Source organism: Tsukamurella sp. 8F (genome assembly GCF_029167375.1).
GTDB lineage: Bacteria > Actinomycetota > Actinomycetes > Mycobacteriales > Mycobacteriaceae > Tsukamurella.
Window position 1 is genome coordinate 28,981 of sequence record NZ_JARFTP010000020.1, and the last position, 11,212, is coordinate 40,192.

Sequence of the window (11,212 nt, forward strand, 5' to 3'; positions counted from 1 at the left end):
TGACGCGCGCCGCCCGAGGCGAGGCCGCTACGAGCGACCCCACATGCGGCGAAGCCGCGGCGGGCGCGGGGCCCGCCGCGGCTCACGCTGCGACGCGATATCAGGCCTTGACGGACTGCTCGGTGACCGAGCCGCCGGCCGCGGAGATCTTCTCCTTGGCGGAGCCGGACACCTTGTCGGCCGTCACGGTGACCGCGACGCTGATGTCGCCGTCGCCGAGGACCTTCACGAGACGGTTCTTGCGGACCGCGCCGGCCTTGACGAGATCGTCGACGCCGATCGTGCCCCCCTCGGGGAACAGCCGGGCGATGTCGCCCACGTTGACGACCTGGTACTCGACACGGTTGCGGTTCTTGAAGCCCTTGAGCTTCGGCAGCCGCATGTGCAGGGGCATCTGTCCGCCCTCGAACGTCACGGGGACGTTCTTGCGCGCCTTGGTGCCCTTGGTACCGCGGCCCGCGGTCTTGCCCTTCGAGCCCTCACCGCGACCGACTCGGGTCTTCTCGGTCTTAGCGCCCTTCGCGGGGCGCAGATCGTGCAGCTTGATAGCCATTGGTTACACCTCCTCCACTTCCACGAGGTGCGAGACGACCTTGATGAGGCCCCGGTTGACGGGGTTGTCCTCGCGGACCACCGTCTTCCGGATGCCCCGCAGACCCAGGGTCCGCAGGCTCTCACGCTGATTCTTCTTGGTGCCGATGGTTCCGCGCACCTGGGTGACCTTGAGCTGTGCCATGTCCTACGCTCCCTGTCCCGCGCGGGCGCGGAGCATGCCGGCCGGGGCCACGTCCTCGATGGGCAGGCCGCGGCGGGCCGCGACCTCCTCCGGACGCTGCAGGCCCTTGAGGGCGGCGACGGTCGCGTGCACCACGTTGATCGCGTTGTCGCTGCCGAGGCTCTTGGCGATGACGTCGTGGACGCCCGCAGCCTCGAGCACGGGGCGCACCGCACCGCCGGCGATCACACCGGTACCGGGGCTGGCCGGGCGCAGCAGGACGACGCCTGCGGCGGCCTCACCCTGGATGGGGTGCGTGATGGTGCTGCCGATGAGCGGCACGCGGAAGAAGTTCTTCCGGGCCTCCTCGACACCCTTCTGGATGGCCGCGGGAACTTCCTTGGCCTTGCCGTAGCCGACGCCGACCATGCCCTGGCCGTCGCCCACGATCACCAGGGCGGTGAAGCTGAAGCGACGACCGCCCTTCACGACCTTGGAGACGCGGTTGATGGTGACGACGCGCTCGATGTAGTTGCTCTTCTCGGCCTCGCGGCCACCGCGCTGGTCGCGGTCGCGGCCACCGCGGCCGCCGCCGCGGCGCTCGTTGTTCTCGGGACCGTTGTTACCGGCGGGGCCGTTGCCGCCGTCACGACGCTGACGTCCGGGCATCAGGCTGCCTTTCCTTGAGTGGACTTGATCATCAGAACTTCAGCCCGCCTTCGCGAGCCGCGTCCGCGAGGGCCGCGATCCGGCCGTGGTACTTGTTGCCACCACGGTCGAAGACGACGGCCTCGATGCCCGCTGCCTTGGCGCGGGCAGCGATGAGCTCGCCGACCTTCTTGCTCTGTGCGGTCTTGTCGCCACCGGCGGCCTTGACGTCCGCCTCGATGGTCGACGCGGAGGCCAGCGTGTGGCCCTTCGAATCGTCCACGAGCTGGACGTGGATGTGCCGGCTGCTGCGCTTCACCACGAGGCGCGGACGGACGGGCGTACCCTCCACCTTCTTGCGAAGGCGGAAGTGGCGGCGCGCCTTGGAGATGCGCCGACGCGTCGAGACGTCCTTGCCGACGGGAACGCGCTTGCTGTTCTCGGTCTGTGCAGTTGCCATGGTTTACTTACCCGTCTTTCCGACCTTGCGACGGATCTGCTCACCCTCGTAGCGGATGCCCTTGCCCTTATAGGGGTCGGGACGACGGAGCTTGCGGATCACGGCCGACACCTGGCCGACTTGCTGCTTGTCGATGCCGGACACCGAGAATTTGGTGGGGCTCTCGACGGCGAACGTGATGCCCTCCGGGGCCTCGATCGGGACCGGGTGGCTGAAGCCCAGGGAGAACTCGAGGTCCCTACCCTTGAGAGCCACGCGGTAGCCGACGCCGTAGATCTCCATCTTCTTGGTGTAGCCCTCGGTCACACCCGTGACGAGGTTCTGCACCAGGGTGCGGGAGAGGCCGTGCAGGGCCTTGCTCTTGCGCTCGTCGTCGGGGCGGGCCACCACGACGGCGCCCTCCTCGTTCTTCGTGATGGTGATCGGCTCGGCGATCGTCAGCGCCAGCTGGCCCTTGGGCCCCTTGACGGTGACGTCCTGGCCGGCGATCTGCACGTCGACGCCCGATGGGACGACGACGGGGTGCTTGCCAATACGCGACATGTCTTTCCCCCTTACCAGACGTAGGCGAGGACTTCGCCGCCCACGCCCTGCTTGGCTGCCTGGCGGTCGGTGAGGAGGCCCGAGGACGTGGAGATGATCGCCACGCCCAGGCCGCCCAGGACCTTCGGCAGGTTGGTGGACTTCGCGTACACCCGCAGACCCGGCTTCGAGACGCGGCGGAGGCCCGCGATGGAACGCTCCCGGCTCGGGCCGTACTTCAGCGACACGACGAGGCTCTTGCCCACGGTCGCGTCCTCGGTGCGGTAATCGGTGATGTAGCCCTCCGACTTGAGGATCTCGGCGATGTTCGCCTTGATCTTCGAGTGCGGCAGCTTCACCTCGTCGTGGTACGCCGAGTTGGCGTTGCGCAGACGGGTCAAGAAGTCTGCGATCGGATCGGTCATGGTCATGACAGCGTCCGTCTACCTTTCTCGCAGCGGTTCCCATACAGCCCGCACACACCGGTACCCACGCTCACCATGCAAGGTTCACGCTTGGGCCTGGCGCATCACGAAGTGGGCCTACCACGAAGCGATTTCGTGTCCTGACCGGCTGTTGCCGACCAGGTCCCGGACCGTCTGGGGGACACCGCCAGGCGTCCCCTGGGGTTCGGGGAGGTGCGCCGGAAGTGCTCGCGCACTCCAGGCAACCGTTCTAGTGTAGGGAAACTGCTGGCCGGAGGCAAAATCACGCGTAGCGCGTATCCATGGCGAGCGCCTCCCACGCGTCGATCTCGTCGAGCTGTGTCCGCAGCTTCGCCCGGATCCGGTCCACCGATTCGGGTCCGAGCGGCAGCCGGAGCGGCGGGTCCGGGTGGTCGACGACGGCGAGGATCGCGGCCGCCGCGCGGACCGGATCGTTCGGCTGCCTACCGTGCTGTAGCGGGAACCGACGGCGCAGCTCGCCCGCGGGGCTGTCGGCGTAGGCGGCGAGCGGCTCCGCGGCCGCGATCGAACGCCCGGCGAAGTCGGTGCGGAACGGCCCCGGTTCGACGACGGTGACCCGCACACCCCATCCCGCGACCTCGCCGGCGAGTGCCTCGGACATGCCCTCGAGCGCGAACTTGGTCGTGGCATACGCCGCGTGGCCCGGGTTGCCGACGACGCCGCCGACCGACGAGAGCTGCACGATGTGGCCGGTCCCCTGCCTACGCAGGTGCGGCAGCACCGCTCGCGTGACACGCCAGGCACCCAGCAGGTTCACATCCAGCAGGCCGCGGAGATCGGCGTCCGACACCTCCTCGACCGCGCCGAGCAGCCCGTGTCCGGCATTGTTCACGACGACGTCGATGCGACCGAACTCGGTCATCGCCGCGTCGACCGCCTGCCGCACCTGCTCGGGATCGGTGACGTCGAGGCGACAGCCGTGGGTGAACGCGGCGACCGACGCCCCGTCACGTGCCGTCGCGAAGACAGCGTCCCCGCGCGCCGCAGCGGCCTCCGCGATCTCCCGGCCGAATCCGGAGCCGGCGCCGGTGACGAACCAGACCTTGGACATGGAACCTCCCAGAAGTCTTGAGTATCAAGACAAATGATACCTTGATACTCAAGACGAAGGAGGCGGGATGGATTCGGTGGGACGCGGGCTCGCGGGCTGGCTGGCGACGATGTCCGCAGAGGACACCGATCCGCTGGTCGAGGCGGTACGTCAACGGATCGGCCGGCTGGCCCGGCAGTTCGACCGGATCCTCGACGACGTCGCAAACGACCAGGACATCAGCCGGGGCGACTGGACCGCCCTCTCGGTGCTGGTCCGCGCGGGCCGGCCGTGCACGCCGTCCGACCTGGGACGAGAACTCGGCCTCACGTCGGGCACGGTCAGCACGCGGATTCGCCGCCTCGCCGCGGCCGGCTTCGCAGCGCCCGCGCCGGGCGGCGGGGACGCGCGTAGCCGCCCCATCACCGTGACACGGAGGGGACGACAGCGGTGGCGCGCGGCCACGGCCGAACGCACGCGCCGCGAGCGCGAACTGCTGCGGAGCGCTTTGGACCCGCAACAACTCGCGGCCGTCGACGACGGGCTGGCGGCTCTGCTCGGGGCGCTCGAACAACGGCTCGGAGCGGGCGGCACACACGACCTGCCCCGCCACGGCTGAGCGCACTGCGCCTGTCGGTGCGCTGTGATTGGATACCCCGAAACCCGTCTCGGATCCGCTCCAGGAGGACAGGCCTTGGCCCAGTCGAACGGCGCGCTACGCGCGCAGCTGCTGCGGCGCAAGCCGATCGCGCCCGAGGGCGCCGTGACCACGTCGGGCCCGGCCCTCAAGCGCTCCATCGGGGGTGTTCAGCTCGCCTGTTTCGGCATCGGTTCGACCATCGGCACCGGCATCTTCTTCGTCATGAGTGAGGCCGTACCCGAGGCCGGTCCCTCCGTCGTCGTCTCGTTCGTACTCGCCGGAATCGCAGCCGGTCTCGCGGTGATCTGCTACGCGGAACTCGCCTCGGCGGTACCGGTATCCGGGTCGACCTACTCGTACGCATACGCGACGCTCGGCGAATTGCCGGCGATGGCCGTCGCCGCGTGCCTGCTGCTCGAGTACGGCGTGGCGACCGCGGCCGTCGCGGTCGGCTGGAGCGAATACCTCAACCAACTGCTGTCGAACCTGCACCTGCCGGAGATACCCCAGGTCCTCGCCGCCGGCCCGCTCGACTCGACGCCAGGCGTGATCAACCTGCCGTCCGTGATCCTGGTGGCGCTGTGCGCGGTGTTGCTCATCCGCGGCGCGAGCGAGTCGGCGGTGGCCAATGCCATCATGGTCGGCATCAAACTGCTGGTGCTGGCGTTCTTCGTGGTACTCGCGTTCACTGCTTTCGATGCGCACAACCTGGCGCCGTTCGCGCCCCTGGGGATCGACGGTGTGCGCGTCGCGTCGGCCACCATCTTCTTCTCGTTCATCGGCCTGGATCTCATCTCCACGGCCGGCGAGGAGGTGAAGAACCCGCAGCGAACCCTGCCGCTCGCACTGATGGGCGCACTGGTCACAGTCATCGTCATGTACGTGCTCGTCGCGTTCGCGGCGGTCGGCGCGCAGCCCGCGGGTGAGTTCGAGCACCAGAAGGCGGGCCTCGCGGCGATCCTCACGCGGGCCACGGGCTCGGACTGGCCGTCGCTCGTCCTGTCCGCGGGCGCGGTCATCTCGATCTTCTCGGTCACCCTGGTCACGCTGTACGGCCAGACCCGAATCCTGTTCACCATGTCCCGAGACGGCATGATCCCATCGCTGTTCGCGCGAGTGAACCCACGCACGCTCACGCCAGTGCGGGGCACGATCGTCGCGGCGGTCGCCGTCGCGCTCATGGCGGGCTTCGTGCCGCTGGACAAGCTCGCGGACATGGTCTCGATCGGCACGCTCGTCGCGTTCATCGTCGTGTCCGCAGGTGTGATCATCCTGCGCGTGCGCCAGCCCGAGTTGAGGCGCGGATTCCGCGTGCCCGGCTATCCGGTCACACCGCTCCTCGCGATCGGCGCCTGCCTGTACATCCTGTACGGCCTGCACTGGTTCACCTGGATCTTCTTCGGCGCGTGGGTGGCCGTGGTCCTCGTCTTCTACCTGGTCTGGGGCCGCCACAACTCGGCCCTGGAGAAGCGACCGAGACTCGCGAAGGAGTAGCCATGTCGATCCTCGTCGGATACAAGGGCGGTGCCCCGGGCGCGGACGCATTGCTGCTCGGCGCGCGCCTCGCCGCTGCGGCCGCGCTGCCCCTGCACGTCATGGCGGTCGCGGTCCGACCCCGCAACCTGGTACCGGGTCGCGCATCGGACGCGTTCGGCGACTACACCCGGCGGATGTTCTCGGGCGTCGAGGACGAGGTCCGCACGACCCTCGACGGTTTCGGCGCGCCGGGCCTGGATGTGCGTTTCGCACACCGCATCTCGCGGTCGACGGGGCTCGCCCTCGTCGACGGGGTGGCTGAGGTCGACGCGTCCGCGGTGGTCATGGCAAGCGCGCCCGGGCGGGAGGGGCGGATCACCGTCGGCCCCGTGGCGAACCGGCTGATCCACTCGAGCACCGTGCCCGTCGCGATCGCGCCGTTGGGCTGGTCCGCCGTCGCCGCGGCTGCTCCGGACGCGCCTACCGCACTCGTGGCCGCGTTCGACGGCAGCACCGAGAACGAGCACGTGCTCGGTGAGACGCTGACTTTCGGCGAGCGGCTCGGCGCGCCCGTGCGCGTCGCGACGTTCGGCGTGCGTGGGGCCACCATGTATCCGCCCGAGGGTGGCGTCGGCGCCGAGGACGAGATCCTCGCGGAATGGTCGGATCAGGCCCAGCGCGCCATCGATTCCCTGCGCGCACCCGGCGGCATGCTCGCGGGCGTCACCAACGAGATCGTCACCGGCGACGATTGGGACACCGCGCTATCGGCTCTCGACTGGCGGCCCGGCGACCTCCTGTGCGTGGGCACCACGCCGCACGGCGGCCTGGCGCGCGTCTTCATGGGAACACGCGGCACGCGGATCCTCACCCACTCCCCCGTACCGGTTGTCGCCCTGCCCGCATGAGCGCTCGGTCTCAGGCGACCTGCAGCGTCGTGGTGACCGGCGTGGGATTGGCGGTCAGGTCGAGGACCGGGCAGTGGGCGTCGACGGTGGTCGTAAGCTCCTGGTAGCGCTCAGCCGAGTCGGGCCCGACGATGCGCACGTTCACCCGGACCGCGGAGAAACCGGGGCGTACCACCTCGTCGCCGGTGAGATCGTCGGCGAGCCCGAAGAACCCGCGGACGTCGAGGTCGCCCTCGGCCGAGAGGTCGAGCTCGTCGATGGTGACGCCGAGGCGCTCGGCGTAGAAGCGGTAGGTGACCACCTGACACGACAGCAACGCGGCCAGGTACGTCTCGACGGGGTTGATCGCGGTGTCCTCGCCGCCGAGTGTCGGGGGCTCGTCGACCGCGACGGTGTGCTGCCGCGCTCGGACCGTGCTGCCGACTGCGCCTTGCGGCAGCGCGTCCGCACGGAAGGTCACGTGCGCTGCGGCGGTGGAGCGTTCGACCGCCTGCCTCGTGACGTCGACGATGGCGTTCAGCGCCCCTGTGGTGGATGCGGTCATGAGGACTCCTCGAGTCGGTGCGTGGTCGGGTATGCGGTGCCTGGTATGTGTCCAGCCCGCCACGGACGTTAGGCGGGGCCACGACCCGAGCCCACGATTGCGCTCACCATGATCGCGGCAGCGGCCGCCCGAGGATCCCGGTGACAGTCCCTCGACATCGGATGCGTTTTCGGGGCGCATCCGCGAGCCGATAGGCTGTTGTCCCATGTCCAAGGTCCTCTCCACGCTCCCTGTCGGCGAACGCGTCGGCATCGCCTTCTCCGGTGGCCTCGACACCTCGGTCGCCGTCGCCTGGATGCGCGACAAGGGCGCCATCCCCTGCACCTACACGGCCGATATCGGCCAGCCGGACGAGCCGGACATCGATGCCGTACCCGGCCGCGCCAAGGACTACGGCGCCGAGATCGCGCGCCTCATCGACGTGCAGCAGCTGCTGGTGCAGGAGGGCATCGCGGCGCTCCAGACCGGCGCGTTCCACATCCGCTCCGGCGGGAAGACGTACTTCAACACCACCCCCATCGGCCGCGCCGTCACCGGCACGATGCTGGTGCGCGCCATGAAGGAGGACGGTGTCGAGATCTGGGGAGACGGCTCCACCTACAAGGGCAACGACATCGAGCGGTTCTACCGCTACGGCCTGATGGCGAACCCGAACCTGCGGATCTACAAGCCCTGGCTGGACGCACAGTTCGTCACCGAGTTGGGCGGTCGCAAGGAGATGAGCGAATGGCTCGTCGCGCACGGCTTCCCGTACCGTGACTCCACCGAGAAGGCGTACTCGACCGATGCCAACATCTGGGGCGCGACGCACGAGGCCAAGGATCTCGAATTCCTGTCCAACGGTGTGACGATCGTCGAACCCATCATGGGCGTGGCTCCCTGGGACGAGTCGGTCGACATCACCTCCGAGGACGTGACGGTGACCTTCGACGCCGGCGTTCCCGTCGCGATCAACGGCACCGAGTACTCCGACCAGGTCGAGCTGGTGCGCGAGGCCAATCGCATAGGCGGGCGACACGGCTTGGGCATCTCCGATCAGATCGAGAACCGGATCATCGAGGCCAAATCGCGCGGCATCTACGAGGCGCCGGGCATGGCGCTGCTGCACGCGGCGTACGAGCGGCTGGTCAACGCGATCCACAACGAGGACACGATCGCGACGTACCACAATGAGGGCCGGCGCCTGGGTCGTCTCATGTACGAGGGCCGCTGGCTGGACCCGCAGTCGCTCATGCAGCGCGAAGCCATCGTGCGCTGGGTGGCGTCCGCGGTCACCGGTTCGGTGACGCTGCGGCTACGCCGTGGCGACGACTACTCGATCATCGACACCACCGGTCCCAACCTCTCCTACCACCCGGAGAAGCTGTCGATGGAGCGCGTCGGCGATGCCGCGTTCGGCCCCGACGAGCGCATCGGCCAGCTGACGATGCGCAACCTCGACATCGCCGACTCGCGTTCACGGCTCGAGCAGTACGCGACCGCGGGCATCGTCACCGGCGAGACCGCGGCTCTGGTCGGCGACCTCGAGGAGGGCGGCGCCAAGGCGATCGTCTCCGGCGGCGAGCGGGCACCCGAGAACTTCGACCAGGTCGGCAACCACGCCGCGTTCGATCTGGGCGTCGACTAGCGGTACTCGAGCCTGATCGCCACGTCGTGGTGGATAGGCGTGTTGATCGACCGCGCGATGAAGCAGTAGTCCGCGACGCGGTGATGCAGTTCCTCCGCAAGACGCACGTCACCGTCGGCGGCGATGGTCACGACCGGATGCAGAGTGACGGACTCGAACTGGCCGGCGCCGGTCCTGTCCTCGACCATCACCGCTGTGGGCACGTCCGTGTAGGCGGTCACGCGGATGCCGTTTCCAGCCGCGAGGCCGAGATACCAGAGCATGTGGCACTGTGCGATCGAGGCCACGTAGAGCTGCTCGGGGTTCCAGCGCGTCGGATCTCCCCGGAAGGCCGGATCGGAGGACGCGGCGATCGGCGGCAGCCCCTGCGCGGAGACCTCGCAGACGGCGAACGGCCCCGGCCGGTACACGAGAGGTACCGGCCGGGGCCGTTCTACTGCTGCGCGCCCTAGGGCGCGGGAGTCACCAGCTGCTCTTGTGCACGCCGGGGAGCTCGCCGCGGTGCGCCATCTCGCGGAGGCACACGCGGCACAGGCCGAACTTGCGGAACACGGAGTGCGGACGACCGCACCGGTTGCAGCGCGTGTACGCGCGGACCGCGAACTTCGGCTTCTTGGCGGCCTTGTTGACCAGCGCCTTCTTTGCCATTCTCAGTTCTCCTTGAAGGGGAAGCCGAGGTGCTTGAGCAGTGCGCGGCCTTCCTCGTTGTTGGTGGCGGACGTGACGACCGTGATGTCCATACCGCGCGGGCGGTCGATCTTGTCCACATCGATCTCGTGGAACATCGACTGCTCGTTCAGGCCGAACGTGTAGTTGCCGTTGCCGTCGAACTGATTGCCGTTGAGGCCGCGGAAGTCGCGGATACGCGGCAGGGCGATGGAGGTCAGGCGATCCAGGAACTCCCACATGCGGTCGCCGCGCAGCGTGACGCGCGCGCCGATGGGCATACCCTCACGCAGCTTGAACTGCGCGATGGACTTGCGAGCGGTGCGGATCTCAGGCTTCTGGCCCGTGATCAGCGCGAGGTCACTGACGGCGCCGTTGATCAGCTTCGCGTCGCGAGCGGCGTCGCCGACGCCCATGTTGACGACGACCTTGACGACACCCGGGATCTGCATGACGTTCTCGTACTTGAACTCGGTGTTGAGCGCGTCACGGATCTCGCTGCGGTACTTGGTCTTCAGACGGGGCGCGGGAGCGGAGCCTGCGGAGCGACCCGACTGATCAGTCTGCTCGGTCGATGTCATCTCAGATGTCCTTCCCGTTCTTGCGGGAGATGCGCACGCGCTTGCCCGTCTCCTCGTCGGTGCGGTAACCCACGCGAGTGGGGTTGCCGTCCGAGTCGAGCACCATCACGTTGGACACGTGGATGGGGGCCTCCTGGACGACGATGCCGCCCTGGTTCGCGCCGCGCTCGGTGGTGTTGGCGCTGGTGTGCTTCTTGATCCGGTTGACGCCCTCGACCAGGACCTTCTCGGTCTTCGGGAAGGCCTGCACGACCTTGCCCTTGGCACCCTTGTCCGGGCCCGAGATCACGAGGACGGTGTCACCCTTGTGCACCTTCATCTAGAGCACCTCCGGCGCCAGCGAAACGATCTTCATGAACTTCTTCTCGCGCAACTCGCGGCCGACCGGGCCGAAGATGCGGGTACCGCGGGGATCGTTGTCGTTCTTGATGATCACTGCCGCGTTCTCGTCGAACCGGATGTACGACCCGTCCGGGCGGCGACGCTCCTTGGCGGTGCGCACGATGACGGCCTTGACGACCTCGCCGCGCTTGATGTTGCCGCCGGGGATCGCGTCCTTGACGGTGGCGACGATGACGTCGCCGATCCCGGCGTAGCGGCGCGAGCTACCACCGAGAACGCGGATGCAAAGGATCTCCTTCGCGCCCGTGTTGTCGGCGACGCGCAGCCGCGACTCCTGCTGAATCACTGCATTCTCCTCATAGACCTGGAGTTGTATGCGCGCCGGATTTCCGACCCGGGCGCGCGCGGTCTGCCACCTGGCGGGCACGCGCGAGCACGCCACCCGTCGGGCAACCGGACCATCGTACGTGAACCCGCAGATCGGAACCAAATCGCGATCGGCGGGTACCACGACCAGGCGGCCTCAGCCCCACGAAGCCGGCACGCCCACGTCCCCACCTGCGCCCGCGCCTCGAGACCCCGCGCC

The 11,212-nt window shown here is 68.5% G+C and carries 17 protein-coding genes; 4 read left to right on the top strand and 13 right to left on the bottom strand.

Annotated elements, in window-relative coordinates; genetic code table 11:
* Window positions 1–100 precede the first annotated feature (100 nt).
* From rplO to P0W64_RS15515, 7 genes are all read right to left on the bottom strand, one after another.
* Complete coding sequence (gene rplO, locus P0W64_RS15485) at window positions 101–553, bottom strand: 50S ribosomal protein L15 (protein ID WP_275481050.1); 453 nt, start codon at window positions 551–553, stop codon at window positions 101–103.
* A 3-nt stretch (window positions 554–556) separates the two neighbouring features.
* On the bottom strand, window positions 557–736 hold the full coding sequence (gene rpmD, locus P0W64_RS15490) for a 50S ribosomal protein L30 (protein ID WP_275481051.1): 180 nt from the start codon (window positions 734–736) through the stop codon (window positions 557–559).
* A 3-nt stretch (window positions 737–739) separates the two neighbouring features.
* Window positions 740–1,384, bottom strand: a complete 645-nt coding sequence (rpsE, locus tag P0W64_RS15495; RefSeq protein WP_275481052.1) for a 30S ribosomal protein S5 — start codon at window positions 1,382–1,384, stop codon at window positions 740–742.
* A 31-nt stretch (window positions 1,385–1,415) separates the two neighbouring features.
* A complete protein-coding gene (rplR, locus tag P0W64_RS15500) occupies window positions 1,416–1,823 on the bottom strand; it encodes a 50S ribosomal protein L18 (protein ID WP_275481053.1) in 408 nt (135 codons plus the stop codon).
* Between the two features lie 3 nt (window positions 1,824–1,826).
* Entirely contained in the window at window positions 1,827–2,366 is a 540-nt protein-coding gene (gene rplF, locus P0W64_RS15505) for a 50S ribosomal protein L6 (RefSeq protein WP_275481054.1), read from the bottom strand.
* An 11-nt stretch (window positions 2,367–2,377) separates the two neighbouring features.
* Window positions 2,378–2,776, bottom strand: coding sequence for a 30S ribosomal protein S8 (gene rpsH, locus P0W64_RS15510; RefSeq protein ID WP_275481055.1), 399 nt, complete (start codon window positions 2,774–2,776; stop codon window positions 2,378–2,380).
* A 277-nt stretch (window positions 2,777–3,053) separates the two neighbouring features.
* A complete protein-coding gene (locus tag P0W64_RS15515) occupies window positions 3,054–3,863 on the bottom strand; it encodes an SDR family NAD(P)-dependent oxidoreductase (RefSeq protein ID WP_275481056.1) in 810 nt (269 codons plus the stop codon).
* 67 nt (window positions 3,864–3,930) lie between these two features.
* Here P0W64_RS15515 and P0W64_RS15520 point away from each other — a divergent pair, with 67 nt between their 5' ends.
* The 3 genes from P0W64_RS15520 (at window position 3,931) to P0W64_RS15530 (ending at window position 6,866) form a co-directional block, all read left to right on the top strand.
* The gene (locus P0W64_RS15520; RefSeq protein WP_275481057.1) at window positions 3,931–4,461 is read left to right on the top strand and encodes a MarR family transcriptional regulator; all 531 of its coding nucleotides are present in this window, start codon (window positions 3,931–3,933) and stop codon (window positions 4,459–4,461) included.
* A gap of 75 nt (window positions 4,462–4,536) precedes the next feature.
* Window positions 4,537–5,976: an amino acid permease gene (locus tag P0W64_RS15525; RefSeq protein WP_275481058.1), complete on the top strand. Its 1,440-nt coding sequence runs from the start codon at window positions 4,537–4,539 to the stop codon at window positions 5,974–5,976.
* A gap of 2 nt (window positions 5,977–5,978) precedes the next feature.
* A complete protein-coding gene (locus tag P0W64_RS15530) occupies window positions 5,979–6,866 on the top strand; it encodes a universal stress protein (RefSeq protein ID WP_275481059.1) in 888 nt (295 codons plus the stop codon).
* A gap of 10 nt (window positions 6,867–6,876) precedes the next feature.
* Here the strand turns inward: P0W64_RS15530 and P0W64_RS15535 are convergent, their stop codons facing one another.
* The gene (locus P0W64_RS15535) at window positions 6,877–7,410 is read right to left on the bottom strand and encodes an OsmC family protein (RefSeq protein WP_275481060.1); all 534 of its coding nucleotides are present in this window, start codon (window positions 7,408–7,410) and stop codon (window positions 6,877–6,879) included.
* Window positions 7,411–7,615: 205 nt separating this feature from the next.
* Between P0W64_RS15535 and argG the strand changes: the two genes are divergently transcribed.
* On the top strand, window positions 7,616–9,037 hold the full coding sequence (gene argG, locus P0W64_RS15540) for an argininosuccinate synthase (protein ID WP_275481061.1): 1,422 nt from the start codon (window positions 7,616–7,618) through the stop codon (window positions 9,035–9,037).
* Here argG and P0W64_RS15545 read toward each other — a convergent pair.
* The 5 genes from P0W64_RS15545 to rplN are packed head-to-tail and all read right to left on the bottom strand — an operon-like array spanning window position 9,034 to window position 10,972.
* A complete protein-coding gene (locus P0W64_RS15545; RefSeq protein WP_275481062.1) occupies window positions 9,034–9,447 on the bottom strand; it encodes an OsmC family protein in 414 nt (137 codons plus the stop codon). The two genes, argG and P0W64_RS15545, sit on opposite strands and share 4 nt — an antisense overlap.
* A 52-nt stretch (window positions 9,448–9,499) precedes the next feature.
* On the bottom strand, window positions 9,500–9,685 hold the full coding sequence (locus P0W64_RS15550; RefSeq protein WP_275481063.1) for a type Z 30S ribosomal protein S14: 186 nt from the start codon (window positions 9,683–9,685) through the stop codon (window positions 9,500–9,502).
* A gap of 2 nt (window positions 9,686–9,687) precedes the next feature.
* Window positions 9,688–10,284 (bottom strand): 50S ribosomal protein L5, encoded by a 597-nt coding sequence (gene rplE / locus P0W64_RS15555; RefSeq protein ID WP_275481064.1) that lies wholly within the window; start codon window positions 10,282–10,284, stop codon window positions 9,688–9,690.
* A 1-nt stretch (window position 10,285) separates the two neighbouring features.
* The gene (gene rplX, locus P0W64_RS15560; protein ID WP_275481065.1) at window positions 10,286–10,603 is read right to left on the bottom strand and encodes a 50S ribosomal protein L24; all 318 of its coding nucleotides are present in this window, start codon (window positions 10,601–10,603) and stop codon (window positions 10,286–10,288) included.
* Entirely contained in the window at window positions 10,604–10,972 is a 369-nt protein-coding gene (rplN, locus tag P0W64_RS15565) for a 50S ribosomal protein L14 (protein ID WP_275481066.1), read from the bottom strand.
* Between the last annotated feature and the right edge of the window lie 240 nt (window positions 10,973–11,212).

Coding starts and splice junctions, on each gene's coding strand:
- P0W64_RS15520 (WP_275481057.1), top strand. CDS start 3,931: ATGGATTCGGTGGGACGCGGGCTCGCGGGCTGGCTGGCGACGATGTCC.
- rplE (WP_275481064.1), bottom strand. CDS start 10,284: ATGACATCGACCGAGCAGACTGATCAGTCGGGTCGCTCCGCAGGCTCC.
- P0W64_RS15550 (WP_275481063.1), bottom strand. CDS start 9,685: ATGGCAAAGAAGGCGCTGGTCAACAAGGCCGCCAAGAAGCCGAAGTTC.
- rplF (WP_275481054.1), bottom strand. CDS start 2,366: ATGTCGCGTATTGGCAAGCACCCCGTCGTCGTCCCATCGGGCGTCGAC.
- rplO (WP_275481050.1), bottom strand. CDS start 553: ATGGCTATCAAGCTGCACGATCTGCGCCCCGCGAAGGGCGCTAAGACC.
- P0W64_RS15530 (WP_275481059.1), top strand. CDS start 5,979: ATGTCGATCCTCGTCGGATACAAGGGCGGTGCCCCGGGCGCGGACGCA.
- rpsE (WP_275481052.1), bottom strand. CDS start 1,384: ATGCCCGGACGTCAGCGTCGTGACGGCGGCAACGGCCCCGCCGGTAAC.
- rpsH (WP_275481055.1), bottom strand. CDS start 2,776: ATGACCATGACCGATCCGATCGCAGACTTCTTGACCCGTCTGCGCAAC.
- P0W64_RS15515 (WP_275481056.1), bottom strand. CDS start 3,863: ATGTCCAAGGTCTGGTTCGTCACCGGCGCCGGCTCCGGATTCGGCCGG.
- rplX (WP_275481065.1), bottom strand. CDS start 10,603: ATGAAGGTGCACAAGGGTGACACCGTCCTCGTGATCTCGGGCCCGGAC.
- rplR (WP_275481053.1), bottom strand. CDS start 1,823: ATGGCAACTGCACAGACCGAGAACAGCAAGCGCGTTCCCGTCGGCAAG.
- P0W64_RS15535 (WP_275481060.1), bottom strand. CDS start 7,410: ATGACCGCATCCACCACAGGGGCGCTGAACGCCATCGTCGACGTCACG.
- rpmD (WP_275481051.1), bottom strand. CDS start 736: ATGGCACAGCTCAAGGTCACCCAGGTGCGCGGAACCATCGGCACCAAG.
- argG (WP_275481061.1), top strand. CDS start 7,616: ATGTCCAAGGTCCTCTCCACGCTCCCTGTCGGCGAACGCGTCGGCATC.